Consider the following 19,959-nt stretch of genomic DNA (forward strand, 5'->3'; position numbering starts at 1 on the left):
AATACTTGAAATCGCTTCCACAATCAATCATAATCATTCATAAGTAATCAAAAAACGTCATTTATATATTAAGAACAATCATAAACCGTCGATAACGGTCACTATTTTGTTCGAAATGACGACACCCATTAAAGGAGGAATTTAATCATGGTAGAAAAACAATTCACAATCACAGATACAGCAGGTATGCATGCACGTCCAGCTTCAGCATTAGTAGGAGCAGTGTCTAAATTCTCATCAGATATCACACTTGAACACAACGGCAAAAAAGTTAATTTGAAATCAATTTTAGGTGTTATGTCTCTAGGTATTCCAAGTGGTTCAGTTGTTACAATTGCAGCTGATGGTGCAGATGAAAACGAAGCGATTGAACAAGTAGGAGCAGTCATGGAAAAAGAAGGGATTTCAAACCAATGACCCAAACAATGTCCGGAATAGCAGCCTCAAATGGAATTGCCATCGCGAAAGCTTTTCGCTTGGAAAATCCGGAATTGAATGTTGATAAACGAACAGTTTCGGATGCAGATAACGAAATAACACGATTAACTTCGGCATTAGAAAAGTCAATTGCTGAATTAGAAGTGATCCAGAAAAAAACAGCTGAACAAATTAGTGAAAAAGAAGCGGCCATCTTTGGCGCTCACCTACTTGTATTAAGCGATCCTGAACTCGTAGGACCGATTACAGAAAAGATCAAAACTGAAAACGTCAATGCAGAATTTGCATTACAAGAAGCAACGGATATGTTTATTGGCATGTTTGAAGCGATGGACAACGAGTATATGAAAGAACGCGCTGCAGATATTCGTGACGTACGTAAACGTGTACTCGCTCACCTATTAGGTGTAACTATTCAAAGCCCAAGCATGATTTCTGATGAAGTGATCATCATTGCGGAAGATTTAACCCCTTCTGATACAGTGCAATTAAATGCGCAGTTTGTGAAAGGTTTTATTACTGATATTGGTGGACGTACTTCCCACTCGGCGATTTTGGCGCGCACTTTGGAAATTCCTGCAGTCGTAGGTGCTAAAAAAGCAATGGCCGATATCCAAAACGGCATGGTGGTTATTGTTGACGGATTAGATGGTATGATTTTAATCGATCCTGAAGACAGCGTTATTGAACAATACAAAAACAAACAAGCGGCCTACGAAGAACAAAAAGCTGAATGGGCTGTTTTGAAAAACGAAGCAACGGTTACGGCTGACGGGCAAGCTGTTGAACTTGGCGCGAATATCGGGACACCTAAAGATATTACAGGTGTTGTCGATAACGGCGGCGAAGCAATTGGCTTGTATCGTACGGAATTTCTTTATATGGGACGCGATTCATTCCCTACTGAAGACGAACAAGTAGAAGCATACGCTGCAGTTTTAAAAGGTATGGAAGGCAAACCAACTGTTGTGCGCACACTTGATATTGGTGGCGACAAAGAATTGTCTTACTTGGATTTACCGAAAGAACTAAATCCATTTCTTGGCTTACGTGCAATTCGTTTATGCTTAGAAATGCCAGATATGTTTAGAACCCAATTGCGTGCACTGTTACGTGCGAGTGTTCATGGCAATTTGAAGATCATGTTCCCTATGATTGCAACGCTTGACGAATTCCGTTCCGCAAAAGCGTTGTTATTAGAAGAAAAAGCGAAGCTTCAAGCTGAAGGCGTAGAAGTAAGCGAAACGATTGAAGTCGGCATCATGGTTGAGATTCCATCAACCGCTGTCATGGCTGATACATTCGCAAAAGAAGTTGATTTCTTCTCGATTGGAACAAATGACTTGATCCAATACACAATGGCTGCAGATCGCATGAATGAAAGCGTGTCGTATTTGTATCAACCATTCAATCCAGCCATTTTGCGTTTAGTCAAAATGGTCATTGATGCTTCTCACCGCGAAGGTAAATGGACGGGCATGTGTGGTGAAATGGCAGGAGATGAAATTGCGATTCCGATTCTTCTAGGTCTTGGCCTTGATGAATTCTCGATGAGTGCTTCATCTATTCTAAAAGCACGCGCACAAATCAGTAAACTGTCAAGAGCTGAAATGGCGCAACATACAGACCGTATCCTAGCACTAGGCACTTCGCAAGAAGTTGAAGACTACGTAAAACAATTGCCAACTAAATAAAAAAATGAGCTAAGGAATCTTTTCCTTAGCTCATTTTTTATGGCGATTCTAATGTTATCCCAAACAAAATAAACATTAGTAAGATTAAGGGTCCAAAAATAGTTACCACGTACTTTCTATTTCTATCCGTTTCAGAAATACATCTTAATACGAAAGCAGGCTTGATTAGGCCAATACAAAATACCGTTATTGATAAAAGAAGTAAAATAAAAAACAAATCCCCCACTTAGTAACCTCCTGTTTATAGTGCATTTGTAAAATTTCTCTGCTAAAAGTATTATGTGTTCTTTTAAAATTTTAAGTTACTATATCTTTCAAAATTCTATAATTGATCCTTTCATAGATTTTTTATACTATGTATATAGATTTACATATATTGTAATAGTTTTCCACTAAAATTACAACTAAGTTTATTGAATGATATTTATTCTATACTTCAATCATATCAATTCAGATGCTATTTTATATTTTATTGAGCGTCATTTTGCGTAAAACTTAATATCCCCTCACTTCTTGTTGAAAAGGATGCAGCGGGTTGTTACATTTTTTTAAATTATGGTAACTCTATATAAATCCTAGTCATTGGACTAGGATTTATATAGAGTTACTTATTAGAAGATTTACATTCACTTAACCTAAATCGGAGATAAAAACAAATAATCTACTTCTTAATAAAAAACTCTTCCAAGACATACGTTTCGATAAGTAATAACACTGAAATAAAATAGGATACTCTCAACAACAGCATGAATCTTGTTGAAGAGAATATCCTTTTAGTTATTTTAATTTATTGCTTTACTTGTCTTACATTAATCATCCAAGTCAAGCTACACATATTCTGAAAGTGAATTTTTAAAAACGTACGACTGCGACAAGTAATGTCAAGCCAATAATGATCACATTAGTAACGATCGCTTTGTATTCTCCACGCTTCGCGTGAAATATCGTCGCAAACACCATAATCAGTAATAAACCTAGAGCCGCTAAGGGGGTTAAAATTGGCGCTATGCCTAAAGCAAGTGGCAGTATTAAGCCAATCCCTCCTAAAACCTCGACCATACCAATAAATGCAATAAAGCCCTTCGAATGATTGCTGACCCACGGCAGTGATTTTTTTGCCTTTTCATATTGTAACTTGGTCGTACCCGCACTAATAAAAAGTAATGCTAATAATCCTTGGATAATCCATAAAGCTATGTTCATTTAATTTCCTCCTTGTTTCGAATCAACTACTAAGGCTATAATAAACCCTAGTAAACTTATTGAGAAGTAGGCACTTTAAAGTGTCATAGTATACAAAAGGATACCTATAGAGGAGGAATTTTAATGGCTACTGAATGTAATGGCGGAATCGAAACAGCTCTTGATTTACTCGTTGGCAAATGGAAACCCGTAATTCTTTTCCACCTAATGAATAATGGCATTTTGCGTTTTAGTGAACTGCAACGCTCAATTCCCGGGATAACTAAAAAAATGCTGACTACCCAATTAAGAGAATTAGAATACCACAATATTGTTAACCGCAAAGTCTATGCGCAAGTCCCACCAAAGGTTGAATACTCAATTACCGAATATGGAAAAGGCTTAGCTCCTACTTTATTGTCTATGCATGAATGGGGTTTTAAACACTTGGAGCACTTAAATAAACTTTATGGCACACACTATGAAGATCAAATTCAAATAAAAAAGAGCTGATACTCACTCTTTTTATCACGATCCAGTTCTTGAAAAAATTTATTGTAATAAACTTTCCTATTAGCCTAGCTATGAATGAAAAAAGATATTAGGTAGATTTATTGAAACTGAATTGATTAACAAAACTAGAAACACCATATGAAATTGCTCTTAAAAAGAAAACTTAAACGCCTAACCAGTTTCCTGGTTAGGCGTTTTTTTGTACAAGAAGATTTACAAGTAAGGCAATAGGAAAACAAAGGTGACAAGCTTATACTTGAACCTCTTGCCTTTTGGTTGGCTGCGATATTTAAATTTTTATTCACTCAAGATACGATCTTGAAGCCTTATAATATAGATATTGAATGCATCAATTTTCTGCAACTTCAATTTTGCTGGTTTTTCTCGGGAATGCAATGGAATCTATGATTTGAATGTAACTTAATTAGGATTAAGTTACATTCAAAACCATAATAAAATGACTACCGGTAGTCAATGAATGAAGGAGATGCGCTGTTTTTTAATAAATGGGGCTACATAGTAAGCAATAAGGAATACACTTATGGACCTGGATTAACTAAAGTCGTAATCTTTTGTGTACGCGAAAGAAAAAAACGCAAACACCTTTTTGAAGCTTTTTAAATTATCACTAGTTGATTATTTCCTTATATTTCTCAATGAAAATAAGGATAATACAAAGGAATGGAAAAGGTTACCTACGGGATTCTCAATCCCTTGGGTAACCTTTTTGAATGTAACCTAATTGCTATTAAGTTACATTCAAATTTGTCGTTCATTACCTATATGATCTCTTTTATTTTTAAAGAACTCCATAACAAGCATATTTATGAATGTGTTTATCGGAATGAAAAATAGTAACGTCACTATACCCATTGAATCAAATAAACCTTCTGTCTGTTTATGAAAAGGTTGAACGTCCAATTTGTAAAGATAAGCCGAAGCAATTGAAAGGATAAGTGCGTTTACAAAAAAGACTGCCAAAATTCTTGTCCATTTATTTGCTTTTTTTTTATCATCCAAATAGCTGCTAGAGAAGAAACAAGTAAAGAAAATAGAATAATTTCTAGAAATACTGGATGCAAATATGTCCCCCCTAGATTGATTTTGTTAGGAAACGAATATAACTTAATTCATGATAAGTTACATTCACGTCCGATTTTTTCAATCGAAATAATTGGCTTAAAATCTACAATCCTAATGGTAATTAAAAATACAAACTTGTAAGTATTAAAGGTAAACAGTCTTTCCAACTTCTTTGTAAGGAGATTTAATTACTTTCGCTTTGGCCCTCCCTTTTTTGAATTTCACATTATTTAACCATTCAACTATTTCAGGCGCAGCAAAATTCGGAATAGATTCTCCTACATCTTCATCTTCTATCCAATATTTCTTATTCTTACTCTCATCGTGGAACCAATTTATCATTTCATCCGCTACTTTATTGATTTTTCGTCCTACCTTGGCTGAGCAAGAAATGTATTGAATCATATCATTGCCAAAATCAAATTTCACAATCATTTTTAACTTCCTTCTTTCCACAAATATAATGTAACTTATTTACTAGTAAGTTACATTCGTTCTCAACTTCTAACATATCTCAATTGATTTACAGGTAATCTGACAATCCATCATAGGGATAACCATTTTAACTTGATAAAGATGGACGTCTTCTACTAATATTTCTCTAATTGAGATGTCATGAAAATAGAAAGCTAAGTCGTGGGGGGATTGTGGAATATCTCCTTTTGCCCCTTCCAGCCAATTATTGAAGATGGTTGAAAAACATTCTTTAAACAGAACGGTATACTCTCTTTCTTCGCCCTCAAAATCGCTTAAACCCATATATTTCATTGTCACTAAATGCTTGGTATGATCATAGTTTAAACCCTTTAATTCTGAATCAATATAGTGAGTAGCCATTAATTTCTCTTCGAGTTCTTGACCACTTAGTTTCAATCTTTATAACCTCCACTTCTAAACTTCAAATCAAAAATGCTGTAATTTTTCGGTTTTGAATGTATAAGATTTATGGAATTATGAATCCCCATTCCCAGAATTTTGATCCCTGTGCGATGATAATTTTTTCAAGCCAATCTTCAAAGGTCATGCCAATGAACATATTATCTTCGAAGTTATAGCCAGTATCCATGACATAAAGATAGCCATTGCCTACCATTTTGTCCGTCACGATCAAATAACAGCCATCATATCCATAAGCAATCGGATACCAGTTATCAGGATAGTCATAGCCAGGGATAGCTCTGTGTTCCAAAACTTCATCTACAGTAAAAAGTTCAAAGCCCCCACCATATTCGGGATGGTTGAAAATAAGTCCCCCATTATGCAAACGAAGAAACTCTTCGTAGTCTTTCGGTACATTAAATGGCAATTTCTTCAGATCTTTTTCTGCTGCCGGAGGATTAAAGAGCACTTCCGCTTTCTCCAAATATCCCTCTTCCTGTTGAATTTCCAAAAGGCCATTTCTATCGAGACGCTTCTTCAAAGCTTCTAAAGTAATTTTTATCTTAGACATCATCTCCCCCTCCCCTCTAATTGCTTCTTTTTATCTTTAAAACTGAATGTAACTTAACTGCACTTAAGTTACATTCAAATCCTAGTCTTTACTCAATTCTTTTCTATACTGCTTAGGTTGTTTTCATATTTTATCTTATGTAACTAAAATCGAAGCTCATACATTAAATATACTTAGAATTTTAAAAAATAGCTAGATAATTCTGGAAATAAAACCATTCGTAAAAGTACACTTTTACAGACAAAAATGTTTGAAACAGCTGTTTTAGAAAGTAAATTTTGTCGCACCACAATTTTTGCTGCAAACATCAAAGCGTAAAAACACCCGCTCACTTTTGTTAAGTAAGCGGGTGTTTAAGATAGTACATAATAAATTTAGCTGTCAATCTAGCTGTGACTTAAAAAGGATTTGTTGCCCACTGACTTGAAGTCGGAATAAATATGCGTGGGTGAAGCTTTAACTGCGCTACCATGTATTCAGCTAAATCTTCAGGCTGCATAAATTTCTCTTTTTCTTGATCGGTTTCCCCTTCTTTAAATGTTAAATCAGTTACTACACGGCTTGGGGTTAACGCAAATACGCGAATATTATGCTTTCGAACTTCTTGTGATAGCGATTCTGTCATTCCTAAAATACCGAATTTAGAAGCGCTATAAGCACTTGATCCAGCGGTTCCTCGCAAACCTGAGCTGGAGGAAATATTGATGATATCTCCCCCGTTTTTTTCAATCAGTTGCGGCAATACTGTACGGGTAACATAGTACATGCCCATTAAATTAACATCTATCATCCGTTTCCACTCTTCTGGCTCTAACTCTAAAAAAGGTCCATATTTACCGATTCCCGCATTATTAATCAATATATCGGCGCTGCCGATTTCACTTGTCAATTTCTCAATGGCTTTTTCTACTTGAGCAAGATCCGAAACATCTGCCACAGCATAAGCGACACGACCGCGCAATGACTTAATTTCTGTAGCTAGTTTAATTAAATCAGCTTCGGTTCGTGCGATTAATCCGACATTGACTCCCTCGTTGACCAAAGCTAAAGCTGTCGCGCGTCCAATCCCTTTACCCGCTCCTGTAATAAATGCTGTTTTCTCTGTTAATAACTGCATATTCTATTTCCACCTCTCGCTTAATTTTCCAAATTTATAGTTGCTTTGCTTATATAGATTCATCTTTAGGATTCTTTTATAATATTTTATTTACCCATAAAAGGTGACGGCATAAACGAGAAGTTACATAAGTTTTTTAGTAAATCACATTTTTCTTTATCTCTGTAAATACAATGAATATACTTATTCATTTCTCGATTTCATTCATTCATAAATATTCACTCAGCGATTTCCCTTCGTCAAGCTCCTTGAATAATATTCATTTTTCGAAGGAACAGTGAAACTCCATTGTATTTACATAGAGGTCAACCTATTTTGAAAACCAATCTTTTTTTACCGAAATAACTAACGCTCTTTCTCCAATTAAAAGACTTTGCCCTGTATCGACTAAAGTTTAGGTTTCTACCTTTATTACATAAGTTCCTCTTGCCCTAACTACCCCAAATTAAACTTTGCAGCCAAATATACGGGTTAGATAATTGGGTCGGTTGTTTTTCAATCATGATTTGCACTCTTTTATGCGCAATGAATCTATTCATCGAGGAGTGATAAGCAAGTACTTTAGTATATAAAAGCTTTTTATATCCATCCATTAAAGTTGCAAATTTTTATTTAAATTCAACTTTTGGGAGTAAGTATCTTTATCTAATAAGTATGGACCTAAACATTTAACAACAGGAAATTGACTTCGCAAGTGTACGACCAGTTCAATAAGATTTTTACATTTAAACGATACCTTTCATCTGGATCGTTTCCAATATGCACCTGTATAGTCTGTTCCGCAATAAATCCTAAGAAAGTAGATGGTTTTGCAATTTTCAAAAATATTACGTACTGTTAAGTAATCTTGAACTATACATTTATAAGTTAGGAGGAACGGTTAAAGTGAATATGCCTGAAAATATTTGGACCGAAAAGCACGTTAAGTCTACACTCCCGATAAGAGATGCAAAAAGTCATAAAAGAAGCTACGGAACAGCTTTGTTAATAGCCGGTACTAAGGATATGCCTGGTGCAGCATTACTTGCAGGACTTGGTGCAATGCGGAGCGGTGTGGGTAAGCTCGTTATTGCGACTGATGCTATAGCGATTGCAATGATTGTCTCTCGATTACCTGAAGCAACATTCTTACCAAACGGTTTAAAGAAAATCGTTAATCGACAAACTCTAATAGATACGTACCGCGCAGCAGCGATTGGTCCAGGTACTGAGCCGAATAGATTAACAGAACAAGCCATTCATGTTCTATTAGAAAGTAATATGCCCGTCGTGTTAGATGCAGGTGCATTAAGCAACCGTGTTTATCCTTCTCGGCAATCACCGACTATATTGACTCCTCACCTAGCTGAGTTTTCACGGATAACAGGGGCTAACGTGCTTGATATACAACATTATCGCTCGTATTATACTACAAAATGGGCAATGAAATTAGGCGTAACGATTGTGTTAAAAGGTCCACACACCGTTATATCTTTTCCTAACGGTGAAACATGGATAAATCCTACGGGTAATAGTGCACTTGCTAAAGGCGGCACAGGAGATACGCTGACAGGTATGATTCTTGGCATGTTGTGTTGTCATTCAAACTGGCAACAAGCAGTATTAAATGCTGTATACCTCCACGGAGCTTGTGCAGATGAATGGATTAAAACACGCTCTGCTCACACGATGCTAGCGCATGAAGTGAGCGACTTGTTACCAGAAGTTTGGGCGAAATTCGAAAATCGTTAAAAAACTGCCGCTCGGTTAGTGATCGTTACTAACTGGGGCGACAGTTTTATATACTGTTTAGTGAGCCCTTAAAAAGCATGCTCTTGTTTAATTTTCTGAAGTAAAGCCGTACAACCTTCAGTGACTAGCTTATACGTTTCGTTAAAATCATCTGTGAAATAAGGATCAGGAACGTCCTTTGAATGATGAGTTACGTCTAAAAAACGAAAAATTTTTGGATGATCTGGCTGTTCTAGCATCGAGCGAATATCTGCTATATTGTTTTCGTCCATCGCAACAATATAGTCAAATCGCTCAAAATCTTTATGCTGGATTTGTCTCCCTTTTAATCCTTTAACTGAAATATTATGGTCTTTTAAAATTTTTAATGTTCCCGGATGCGGATCATTTCCAATATGCCAACTTCCAGTGCCCGTAGATTCTACTTGTATTTTTGAAGATAAATCATCTTTAGTAACTAGCTCTTTAAAAACAGCTTCGGCCATTGGCGAACGACATATATTTCCCAAACAAACAAATAATACGCGGATCATTCGGATTCCCCCTTATTTGGCGAGTTGTATTTTCAGTCATTATAACATCACAAACAAAAGTCGTGGAGGCAATCAATAATATTCAAACACAAAAAACAGCTCGTCCCTTTAAGGAGGAAAGCTGTTTTACACCGACAGTCAAATTTTAAAATGTCTTTTGCCGGTAGATTTATTGCGTACTAATTTTCCTTTGTAAATGACCCACAGCACATATAGGATACCAACAATACTTAACGAAAATAAGGTGACTTGAGAGAAAGTCAAACTTTGCTGCATCAATTTTTCTGTATAGCGGATGCAGTTTAACGTAAGAAGCAATATCGGCAACCATAACCAATTATTAGAAATTGACGCTTCCTCCCTTTTAAGAGTGACCGGCTTTATCTCTGAAAGCTTCTAATCAACTCGACTCTTTATTTTAGCAAAAAAATAGGATAAATAAATAGTTTTTTATTTTTTTATTTTCAGAATGGACTTATTGTTTAAATTTCATATAAAAGCTAGTGGTAACGTGCTCTACACTACCGGCTAACTTTTTTCGTTGTATTTCATACAGCCTTGTAACAAAAAGAAAGGACTGATTTTATTGGAGACTTTATACTTAATCGCGGGCATTTTTGTACTTATCGTATGCATTATCGATTTTACATGGACTACATTATGGATTGATGGCGGAGCGGGACCGGTTACTGATCGTCTATCTTCATCTGTCTGGAGATTCATGAGAAAGATTGGAGGTAATCACTCCAAGTTATTAAGCTTAGCTGGACCGCTCGTATTAAGTACCACATTACTCATGTGGATTGTTTTATTGTGGATAGGCTGGACCTTTACTTTTGCTGGCTTAGAGCAATCCATTTCGCCTTCTCACGGAACAGATCCGATTTCTTGGTTTGACCGCTTTTACTTTGCAGGCTATTTAATATTCACATTAGGAAATGGTGATTTTAGTCCGATGGAAGGAACTGCTCAAATTCTTTCGATTGTCGCAACTGCCACGGGTATGTTGTTTATTACTTTTGGTGTAACTTACTTAATCTCGATTTTAAGTGCCGTGACAATGAAACGGTCTTTAGCTGTTAGCGTTCACGGTCTTGGTGAGTCTGCTGAAGAAATTGCTAGAAGTTCGTGGAATGGTGAAGATTTTCATGATTTGAATCTGTTGCTAGCTAGCTTTTCTGAAAACTTAAGTTCACTCGCTGCTCAACATGCTGCCTATCCTGTTTTACATTATTACCATGCGATCAGCAATACAACCGCAATGCCAACAGCCATCGCGGTGTTAGATGAAAGTTTAAGTATCATTAAGCTAGCGGTTCCAGAAAAGCATCACCCAAACCAACTTATTTTGAAAGAAATGCGTTCTAGTATCGATCAATATTTAGAAACGCTTGAACAATCGTTTTTCAAACCATCTGAACAAGTCCCTCCTCTTCCGGATTTTATTTCACTCCATGAAGAAGGGATTCCTTTAATACTAGAAAAAGAATATACATCAGCTTACAAAAAAATTGAAACTCGCCGAAGAAAATTACTCGGTGGTCTCGAGGCAGATGGTCGCCCTTGGCCGTCAAATTAATAAAATCAAAAGCGGTCGCAGCTTTCTTCTGCGACCGCTTTCGATTTCCTGCATATCTTTTGTTATAAAGGTGTCTTACTTGGTATAATTATAGACAAAAAACAGAAAATTCTTTCACCTGAAAGGGGCACTTTTTTGATCCATTCAATTTCACTCGACTCGACTCATTTTCATTCGTCTTTTAATCGTGACTACCAACCGATTTTGACCATTAATTCAGGAGATACAATTCAATTAAAAACAATCGACATTGAATGGGGGTACTCAGCAACTTCTGGCGAAGAACAAACATTATATACTTCCAGAGAAAATGAAGAAAAACTTATTCATCCAATTATTGGTCCCATTGCAATTGAAGGCGCTAAACCTGGAATGGTATTAGAAGTTCGAATCAATAAGCTAGTTCCTGGTTGGTATGGTCGCAACTGGGCAGGTGGATTACCAGCTTGGCAAAACGATGCTCTTGGCATTACAACAAGTGCTCGTCTACAATTGGATTGGCTATTAGATGCCGCTCGATTGACTGGGAGTTGTAAGGTTGGGGATCAAGAGTTCCGGGTTGACTTATCTCCTTTTCTTGGACTTATGGCCGTCGCACCGGGTGAAGCTGGTACTTATTCCACCAAACCGCCTAGCTATTTTGGTGGAAACATCGACTGCAAAGAGCTAGTAGCCGGAAGTAGTTTGTATTTACCGATTTCGGTGGAAGGTGCCAATTTTTCATTAGGTGATGGTCATGCTCTACAAGGTGATGGTGAAAGTTCGGGTACTGCCATCGAATGCCCAATGGACTTAGTAGATATTACATTGATTTTGCACGAAGATATGCATTTATCCATGCCACGTGCGAATACTCCAGCCGGATGGATTACTTTTGGATTTAACGAGGATCTCGACAGTGCTGCGGCTGTCGCTTTAGCTGAAATGGTATCGTTTATGGAGAAGTTCTACGGCGTCACACGTACAGAAGCTGCTGCCCTATCGAGTGTGGCGGTTGATCTTCACGTTACACAAGTCGTCAATGACGTTAAAGGAATACATGCCATCTTGCCTCATGGCGTACTACGCTAATGAACCTTTCTGAAAATTTTATATGAGGCCTCTCGTAAATAGAGAAAGAGGTGATGACAATGCACAAGAAAAAATCTACTATCGCTTTGTGGTTCTTGTTAATCTTTACATTGTTTCCCGTACAGGCATTAGCTGTTGAGTATTCGATTTCTAATGTAACGATTGATGCCCAAGTAAACGCCGACGGCACCGTTGATGTTACCGAAAACCATACGTATGCGTTTGAAGGTGAATTTAATGGCATTACGCGCGAAATCATTCCAAAAGACGGTACCTCAATTCAACAGCTGAGCGCTACAGAAAACAACCAGAGATTAAAGGTCGAGCGACAAGGAGATTTATACAAGATCTTCCGTAAAGGTGAAGACAAAACCATTACAATCGAAATACATTATGAGATTGTAAATGCGGTTGAAAAATTTGAAGATGGTGCACAATTTTATTGGGCATTTTTTGATGACCGCAATGACAGTGATTACAAACAATTAACGATTACTGTCCGCCCACCCGCTTCTGCAAAAAACGTAGATTTTATCGGTTACAATCAAGCTTACAAAACAGCTAGCTTACAAAATGGCGGAACAGTGCGCTTTGACATGGGAACAGTTCCCGCGGGGTCTAATGGCGATATCCGTATTGTTTTTGATAGCGAGTTGTTTCCAGGTATAGCTCAACAAGACGGAACTATCCGCTCAGAAATAACAGGTGAAAAAGAACGATTAGAAACAGATGCAATCGCTTTTTCGGCAAAACAACACAATAGTCGGATTACTGGAAACTTTTTCGTTGCAGCTGCTAGTGCGTTTTTGATAGCACTTTTTGGCTGGTCGTGGAAGCAAGCACGTCAAACAAAGCTCCAGGCAAAACCTAATACGGCTAAGTTTTATGTACCAAAACAAAAAATGAGTATTCCGGCAACGTTGTTCTTCACCACCTCTTCTATTTTAACGCCAGCTGTCACAGCAGCCGCTTTAATGGAACTGGTACGCAAAAAGAACATTGAGCAACTTTCTGAAGACACTTTTAAATTATTAAATCGTCGCACTGACTATGTACATGAAGAAAAGTTATTGGAATTGCTGTTTGATAAAACCGGTGATGGTGAAATTTTTGAAACAAAAGATCTTGAAAATTACACGAAAAATGAGTTAAATCACTCTTCTTATAACGATTCAATCTCTGCTTGGCGACAAAATGTTGCCGAAGAAGTCAGCCAGCATAATTTACACGACAAGCAAGTCTTTCTTCGAAGTGCTACTGGATTTATCGGCATAGCGCTATTTGCCGCTTCAATTTATTTCGGGTTATACGCGCTTTTCCCGTTAATGATTATCTCGATTATTAACGGTATTTTCTTTATCGCTTTTTGTTTTTACTCACCGATAACTTACGAAGGCCACGTAATCCGGGAAGAATGGAAACAGTTGCAAAAAGCAATGGAAAACTTAGAACAATCGCAATGGGATTTGTTGACGCAAGATGAAAAAATGCGAGCTTTTAGCTATCTTCTGGGAACAGAAGAAAAATCAGCAAACATAAAAACGCAGAGCTTTACAAATGCCTATAGCGATACGGCTTTTGCAAACTTTGGCTTGTTTTACAACCCTGTTCTGCTGACCGGGCTATTTCTTGCTGCGAATGCTCATACTACTGCATCAGCTAGTGGCGTGGACGCTATTACTGGTGGCGGTGGTATTGCTGGCGGTGGCGGCGGCTCTGGAGCATTTTAATCGTTACACGCAACGGCTGAGGATTTTCTTAGCCGTTTTTGTTTTGTTTGAGAGTTCTTAGGGAACTAAAAATCAAAAGACAATTTTAATAACTGGAGGAATTTTACTATGTTGACAAAAAACTCGGCTTTATTAACAAAAGACGATTTTACATTACGGACAGACTTGCCTGAATGGCTGTTAGCTGAATACAAAACCTTTCATGAAATCGTAACTGATAAAACCTTTCCTTGTTATTTTGGAATGAATGGCGAGTTAAAAGGTGAATTGCGATATGCTTATATTACTCAAGATGATTGGAGCAATTTACCAGCGGCTGTTGAGTCGTTCTTAACTATGTTTAACGACCCAAAACATAAACGTCATGGTTTATTTGTTTTTGTAGAACCGTTTGAAAAAGAAGTTGCACTCGACGCCTACCGAAAACAGTTTTGGGATATCCTACAATTTTTGCATGATGAAGATGATTCAGAATGGCCAGTAGACGCACCGCGTGACCCAGATCATTATTTATGGGATTTTACCTTTAAAGGCGAACCAATCTTTGTCTTTGGCAATACCCCTGCTTATAAACAGCGCAAAACGCGTGACCTTGGAAACGCCATGGTTCTAGGTTTTCAGCCTCGTCGTATTTTTGAAGGGTTGAAAGGCACTGAAAAAGGAGGCGTTATGTCACGTGAAAAAGTCCGTCAGCGAGTAGAAGCGTGGGATCACTTACCGACTCACCCCGATATAAGCCATTTTGGTGACCCTGATCACAACGAATGGAAACAGTTTTTTATTGGAGACGATAGCGAACCAATCAAAGGAAAATGTCCTTTTACCCATAAAGAGATGAAATAATATTTTACCTTAAACACAAAAGAGCCTTACCGGTATTAACGGTAAGGCTCTTTTGCTAAGAATAGACACTCTCATACTTACAAAGCACGCACTGTAGCTCTCTCAAATAGCTCGACATCTCGATTTACATGAAATGATTCCTGCTGATTGTAAATAACCAAATCAAATAATCGCTTGATAGCCTCTTGACCTAAATTTGCCAAACTATCAGATGTCCCAACTGACGTCAAAGCAAGCGCTGAATGTTGTGCCATTTCTGAATTCCCAATCCCAACGATGCTGATGTCATCCGGGATTTGATAACCTGCTTCCTTGTAAAAATCCATAAATTGTAAAGCTATTTCATCTGTAGCCGCTACAATTGCGGTGGGTTTTTTCTTCAAGGCTTGCAGGTTTTCAAATGCTTCAAATAAAGAAAACTTATCTAAGTTTGTTACCACTAATCTTTTTTTGCGGATTTTATAATTAGCTTCTTGTAAGGCTTGTACAAATCCAATAAAGCGATCTTTCGTAGATGGGCTGCTTAACGTACCACCTATCCAAGCAATTTCTAAATGACTAGCATTAATTAAGTGCGTAGTAGCCAAATAACCCGCTTCGATATCGTTCAGTCCAATAGAATGTTGGCTTGTTATACCACTTGAATTTAATGCAACAAACGGAATAGTTGAATCAATTAATTTCTCATGGGCTACTTTATCAAGTAAAGTAGAAATTATAATGATGCCATCTGGTTTGCTTGACAGCACAGTTTCATAAGTTTCAAGTTCACGAGATCTAGTAATAAAATGAATCGTTACTTGATAGCCTTGTTCTTGCGCAGTGCGAGTAATTGCAGGAATCGCATTTACATATATCGCATCATCTATTGCACTCACAATTAAGGTAATCGTTTTTGTTTTTACCATAGGAACCGCTATTTGTTCGAATGCCTCTGCTGAATAACCTAATTCATTCACAGCATTCATAACTCTTTCGTAAGTTGCTCTTTTAACCTGGTCAGGTTTATTCAAAACACGTGAAACTGTAGTTTGTGAGACTCCTGCATATTTCGCTACATCTGTAGTAGAAACCATTCTTACCAACCTACTTTCTTATTAATTTTTGTTACTACATATATTTGAGTAAAGTTATTCATTCGTCAACTATATCACAGCCATTCATTTCATGCACAATAAATATTCATAAAATAAATGAGTATGGTTATATTCATTTTGAAGGAGTTTTTTTATTCATGAATAAAAATAAGTACTTAAGTCGATTTTACACGAAACTGAACGTAGATATTAACATTGATACACTCGCTGAACTACAATCTCTTCATATGCAACATATTCCTTTTGAAAATTTGGATGTTATTCGCCGGACACCGATTTACTTGAATTTAGAAAGTATATATAAAAAAGTCGTTAATCGCCACCGTGGTGGATATTGTTATGAATTAAATGGTTTATTTCATTGGCTTTTGACCGAGCTTGGTTATAATGCAAAATTAGTAGCAGCTACCGTTCAGAAACCCGATGGTACATGGGCAAAAGCTGATACGCATGCTGCAATTATTGTAGACCTTAACGAGACATATTTAGTGGACGTGGGGTTTGGTGACTCAACTCTGTATCCAGTTTCACTAAGTGAGAGACCACATACAGATCATAGTGGGACATATCATATTGAATCTCGTGGAGACGGGTTTTATGATCTACTGCGTAACATTGATGACAATGAAAGAACGTTATATCGATTTTCTACTACAGAAAAACAACTTATCGATTTTCACGAAGGCTGTGTTTATAATCAAGTGTCGAAAAGCTCTACTTTTACACACGATGACTTAGTAACAATTGCCACTCCAAGAGGAAGAATTACGTTGTCTGGTACTCAATTCATTCAATCCGATAGAGATAAGAAATTAAAGAAGGATTTAACTGCTGAGGAAAAGCAACTTGTCCTCAAAACAGCATTTGGTATTTATCCAGAATCGTTAAATTAGTATATATTATTTTAGATTAAAAAAATCCACGCTTCTAAAGCGTGGATTTTTTAGGGTTATTTGAACACTTCTGGATAAACTGTTTTAGCGACTAGTTCAACGGCTTCCCCAATTCTTGGTCCAGGACGTGAGGTAATATCTGAATCTAGGTAAAAGACTTGATCGTTTTTGATCGCATCAATATCCCCCCAACCTTCTCGTGCTTTTATTTCTTCAATTGGATCTTCTGTATAAGATACGGTCGTAGTAATGGTTTTCGGGTTGCGCTTGATTACTTCCTCTTCCGAAATTTTTGGCCATCCTTCAAGGTCACCAAAAAGATTTTCCACATTCGCGTGATTCAAAATTTCTTGTTGGAAGGTTTTTTGACCTGTTGTGTAAAGTTCTGGAGAAGGACTAATTTCGAAATACAATTGTTTTTTCTCGTCAACTGCTTCTACTTTATTTTGCACTTCTTCAATTTGTTGCTGAATCGAGCGATTTAACTCTTCCCCTTTGTCCTCTAGACCCATAACGGTAGAGATTTGTTCAATATCACCATACACATCTTCAAAAGATTGAGCAGATTCGATAACAAAGACAGCTATTCCTGCAGTTTCTAATTCTTCGTATCCAGTAGGTGCACCTGTCGAGTACCCAATTACCACATCCGGTTCTAATTCAATAATACGTTCCGCATTAAAGACAACAGAGTCCGAAACGCGCTCAACTTCAGCCGCTTCTGCTGGATAATTATCGTAATCAGTCGCTCCAATTACTTTTTCGCCTGCTCCGATTTCATATAAAATTTCGGTATTACTTGGGATTAAAGATACAACTGTTTCTGGTACTGTTTCGAACGTTAATTCATTGTCTAAATCATCGATAACAGTATAACTTGTTTGTTTTTCAACTTCGGTTGCCGAATCTGTTTCTACTTCTTCCGTTACATCAGATTGACAAGCTCCTAGCGTTAAAGCAATTGTTCCAATCGTTAAATACTTGAATAATGAAATTTTCATCATTTATTGGCCACTTCTTTCTTTTTAGGTCTTGTTGGATAAGATTTACTAACAAAAGGTATTTCTTCAATACCTTGATATTGATTAATATATACGGCCATTGTAAAAAGGACATTAGCTAAAAGGTGAGTATAATTGAACAAAATTTCCGGTACATCTCGTTCTAAACTCACTATGTGTAACGCACGTACTGACTTTTTGGCTTCACTTCGACAAACATGCAACACACACGCGGCATGAGTACCTTGAGGTAAAACAAAATTGCCGATTTTATCTTTTGTGCAGTTTACATAATAATCATACATATTACTTAGTTGGTTTAAATCATCTTCTTGGATGGCTATTTTGCCACGTACAGAGCCATTTAAATGATAGACTTTCGGTTGAAGTATTTGTAAATCTCGCTGTACTACAGTTATGTCTTTAGTTAAGGATAGTGCTTCTCCAATACGTGTGGTCAAGGAATCCGTTCTAATTTCAAAATCTACTGTAGACGCGGCTTCACGCATAAATGGATAGCAAAGATACCTCATGTCTTTTTTCATCTCTTCACCTCACTTTTGTTTGGTGAAAATCGCTGCATTGAACGCTCTCGAAAACAACAAAAAGCCGCCCTCAAAAGAGGACGGCGGCATAGCTATTTAAAGACATATTTTATCAGTCAAAAATAGAAACGTTGCCGTATGATCCTCTTATCTTCCGAAGAGTAAAAATACGTTCAAAAAAAGGTAGGTCTCCTGGCTTGTGCGTTGTTTTACTTTAAGAACCTTCCCATTTAGTTAACCTAAACAGTGGCATTTTCTTATTTCATACGCACTTACAGTTGCGGAAACAGCCTCGGAATTTAACCGAGTTCCCTGTTATGCTGACGAAGCAGCACCTTTTTTCTGCATGATTATTCACTTGCTTTCAGTGTATCATATTTCATAAGACAAAAGACATACAGGAAATCATTTATTCCTGATCTATCAACAATTTTATCTTCCTCGGTTCTGCAAAAACAATTCGTTTATGCCACCTGAAATAGGTAGCGTGTTCGGGAGATACCGATATTTTCATCCCTTTTCTTAAGCGGTAGATTGGAAACTGATCTTCTGGAATCTTCTTAGAGATATGAAGTCGTCCTCCACCGGTAAAAGCAATATGTCCGGCAGAATACAATGCGCTATGGTTGGCGCAAAGCACTACCCCATTATAGGGGTCTAGTCGTTCGACATCAGAGCTGTCTTTCCATGGTTTAGCATGCGTTGCTCGCAATACATCACTAATTGCTATTCCACAAAGCGGACACTCTCCATTCCAAAGTGGCAATAAACTTTCTCTGAATTGCTGTTTGCCTCTACGCATCTTTGTTTTAATTTCAAGTTCGGCTTCCGCGATTAAGCTGAGTAACGGATTGTACTCAGTTTTTTTAATCACTTCCATCGATAATTCCAATTGTTCTACTTCTACCGTAAAAATGTTTAACGAACTAATCAATTCTAAAAACTTTATTGCCAATTCTTCGTTACATGGATATAAATAACCCGAGTTTCCACCAGCATCTTCTTGGAACGCTGAATATTTTACCGGCAATAAAGGTTCGATTTCTTTAAAGAACGCTTTAATCGGTAATGGATTTTCTAATTCTCGGTAAACCGTGTAAGCTATGAACGCCTCTTCATAGCCTCTAGATTGATCTTCGAGTTTTTTTAGTTTAGCCCCTTTTATACAATCCTCACGTACGCGACTAATGGCAACGACAAATCCTTTAACATAATGAAAGACAAGATCGCCTTTTTTCACTTCTTGCATTCGATTCCATGAATGTGGAACCATCCCGGACTTATCTACCTGAGGTGTCCAAAGCACACCGGCATTCTGTTCAGCATGATAAGTCTCTCCTTGCATAACGATAAAACTATTCATAACTGCCTCCTAATAATGGTCATACTTTATTTACTTTATATGTAGTAAAATCTATTATGCTATAGTAGTTTACACTTTCTATTTTAACCTAAATAT

Annotated in this window: 19 protein-coding genes and 1 riboswitch; of the genes, 9 read left to right on the forward strand and 10 right to left on the reverse strand. The window is 37.2% G+C overall.

Annotated elements, in window-relative coordinates:
• Positions 1–147 precede the first annotated feature (147 nt).
• On the forward strand, positions 148–417 hold the full coding sequence (locus PLANO_RS07770; protein ID WP_038703902.1) for a phosphocarrier protein HPr: 270 nt from the start codon (positions 148–150) through the stop codon (positions 415–417).
• Positions 414–2,132, forward strand: a complete 1,719-nt coding sequence (gene ptsP / locus PLANO_RS07775; RefSeq protein ID WP_038703903.1) for a phosphoenolpyruvate--protein phosphotransferase — start codon at positions 414–416, stop codon at positions 2,130–2,132. The genes PLANO_RS07770 and ptsP overlap by 4 nt, the downstream gene beginning before the upstream one ends.
• 852 nt (positions 2,133–2,984) lie before the next feature.
• On the opposite strand, the gene PLANO_RS07785 is transcribed toward ptsP, so the two are convergent.
• The gene (locus PLANO_RS07785; protein ID WP_038703905.1) at positions 2,985–3,335 is read right to left on the reverse strand and encodes a DoxX family protein; all 351 of its coding nucleotides are present in this window, start codon (positions 3,333–3,335) and stop codon (positions 2,985–2,987) included.
• 123 nt (positions 3,336–3,458) lie between these two features.
• Here PLANO_RS07785 and PLANO_RS07790 point away from each other — a divergent pair, with 123 nt between their 5' ends.
• Positions 3,459–3,827 (forward strand): winged helix-turn-helix transcriptional regulator, encoded by a 369-nt coding sequence (locus PLANO_RS07790; RefSeq protein WP_038703906.1) that lies wholly within the window; start codon positions 3,459–3,461, stop codon positions 3,825–3,827.
• Between the two features lie 1,227 nt (positions 3,828–5,054).
• Here the strand turns inward: PLANO_RS07790 and PLANO_RS07800 are convergent.
• The 4 genes from PLANO_RS07800 to PLANO_RS07815 form a co-directional block, all read right to left on the reverse strand.
• A complete protein-coding gene (locus PLANO_RS07800) occupies positions 5,055–5,345 on the reverse strand; it encodes a hypothetical protein (RefSeq protein WP_038703908.1) in 291 nt (96 codons plus the stop codon).
• Positions 5,346–5,414: 69 nt separating this feature from the next.
• Entirely contained in the window at positions 5,415–5,783 is a 369-nt protein-coding gene (locus tag PLANO_RS07805; protein ID WP_038703909.1) for a hypothetical protein, read from the reverse strand.
• A 70-nt stretch (positions 5,784–5,853) separates the two neighbouring features.
• The gene (locus PLANO_RS07810) at positions 5,854–6,360 is read right to left on the reverse strand and encodes an SMI1/KNR4 family protein (RefSeq protein WP_038703910.1); all 507 of its coding nucleotides are present in this window, start codon (positions 6,358–6,360) and stop codon (positions 5,854–5,856) included.
• A 397-nt stretch (positions 6,361–6,757) separates the two neighbouring features.
• Entirely contained in the window at positions 6,758–7,477 is a 720-nt protein-coding gene (locus PLANO_RS07815) for a 3-ketoacyl-ACP reductase (protein ID WP_038703911.1), read from the reverse strand.
• A gap of 885 nt (positions 7,478–8,362) precedes the next feature.
• On the opposite strand from PLANO_RS07815, the gene PLANO_RS07820 reads away from it, so the two are divergent.
• Positions 8,363–9,208, forward strand: a complete 846-nt coding sequence (locus tag PLANO_RS07820; protein ID WP_038703912.1) for an NAD(P)H-hydrate dehydratase — start codon at positions 8,363–8,365, stop codon at positions 9,206–9,208.
• A 68-nt stretch (positions 9,209–9,276) separates the two neighbouring features.
• Here PLANO_RS07820 and PLANO_RS07825 read toward each other — a convergent pair whose 3' ends face one another.
• On the reverse strand, positions 9,277–9,741 hold the full coding sequence (locus PLANO_RS07825; protein WP_038703913.1) for a low molecular weight protein-tyrosine-phosphatase: 465 nt from the start codon (positions 9,739–9,741) through the stop codon (positions 9,277–9,279).
• A 586-nt stretch (positions 9,742–10,327) separates the two neighbouring features.
• Between PLANO_RS07825 and PLANO_RS07830 the strand changes: the two genes are divergently transcribed.
• The 4 genes from PLANO_RS07830 to PLANO_RS07845 all read left to right on the forward strand — a co-directional run bounded on the left by PLANO_RS07830 (position 10,328) and on the right by PLANO_RS07845 (position 14,964).
• The gene (locus PLANO_RS07830; RefSeq protein WP_038703914.1) at positions 10,328–11,320 is read left to right on the forward strand and encodes a potassium channel family protein; all 993 of its coding nucleotides are present in this window, start codon (positions 10,328–10,330) and stop codon (positions 11,318–11,320) included.
• A gap of 135 nt (positions 11,321–11,455) precedes the next feature.
• Positions 11,456–12,391 (forward strand): acetamidase/formamidase family protein, encoded by a 936-nt coding sequence (locus PLANO_RS07835; RefSeq protein ID WP_038703915.1) that lies wholly within the window; start codon positions 11,456–11,458, stop codon positions 12,389–12,391.
• A 59-nt stretch (positions 12,392–12,450) separates the two neighbouring features.
• Entirely contained in the window at positions 12,451–14,121 is a 1,671-nt protein-coding gene (locus PLANO_RS07840) for a DUF2207 domain-containing protein (protein ID WP_038703916.1), read from the forward strand.
• Between the two features lie 108 nt (positions 14,122–14,229).
• A complete protein-coding gene (locus PLANO_RS07845) occupies positions 14,230–14,964 on the forward strand; it encodes a YqcI/YcgG family protein (protein ID WP_038703917.1) in 735 nt (244 codons plus the stop codon).
• Positions 14,965–15,041: 77 nt separating this feature from the next.
• Here the strand turns inward: PLANO_RS07845 and PLANO_RS07850 are convergent, their stop codons facing one another.
• The gene (locus PLANO_RS07850; RefSeq protein WP_038703918.1) at positions 15,042–16,040 is read right to left on the reverse strand and encodes a LacI family DNA-binding transcriptional regulator; all 999 of its coding nucleotides are present in this window, start codon (positions 16,038–16,040) and stop codon (positions 15,042–15,044) included.
• Positions 16,041–16,198: 158 nt separating this feature from the next.
• On the opposite strand from PLANO_RS07850, the gene PLANO_RS07855 reads away from it, so the two are divergent.
• Positions 16,199–16,954, forward strand: coding sequence for an arylamine N-acetyltransferase family protein (locus PLANO_RS07855; protein WP_038703919.1), 756 nt, complete (start codon positions 16,199–16,201; stop codon positions 16,952–16,954).
• A 56-nt stretch (positions 16,955–17,010) separates the two neighbouring features.
• Here PLANO_RS07855 and PLANO_RS07860 read toward each other — a convergent pair whose 3' ends face one another.
• From PLANO_RS07860 to PLANO_RS07870, 3 genes are all read right to left on the reverse strand, one after another.
• Positions 17,011–17,958, reverse strand: a complete 948-nt coding sequence (locus PLANO_RS07860; RefSeq protein ID WP_038703920.1) for an ABC transporter substrate-binding protein — start codon at positions 17,956–17,958, stop codon at positions 17,011–17,013.
• Positions 17,955–18,500 carry a hypothetical protein gene (locus tag PLANO_RS07865; protein WP_038703921.1) on the reverse strand — a complete coding sequence of 182 codons (546 nt, stop codon included), beginning with the start codon at positions 18,498–18,500 and terminating at the stop codon, positions 17,955–17,957. Before PLANO_RS07865 ends, PLANO_RS07860 begins: the two co-directional genes overlap by 4 nt.
• A 165-nt stretch (positions 18,501–18,665) precedes the next feature.
• Positions 18,666–18,855: riboswitch (cobalamin riboswitch) on the reverse strand.
• Between the two features lie 54 nt (positions 18,856–18,909).
• Positions 18,910–19,863 carry an HNH endonuclease gene (locus PLANO_RS07870; RefSeq protein ID WP_038703922.1) on the reverse strand — a complete coding sequence of 318 codons (954 nt, stop codon included), beginning with the start codon at positions 19,861–19,863 and terminating at the stop codon, positions 18,910–18,912.
• Positions 19,864–19,959: the final 96 nt, after the last annotated feature.

It is taken from the genome of Planococcus sp. PAMC 21323, from assembly GCF_000785555.1.
GTDB lineage: Bacteria > Bacillota > Bacilli > Bacillales_A > Planococcaceae > Planococcus.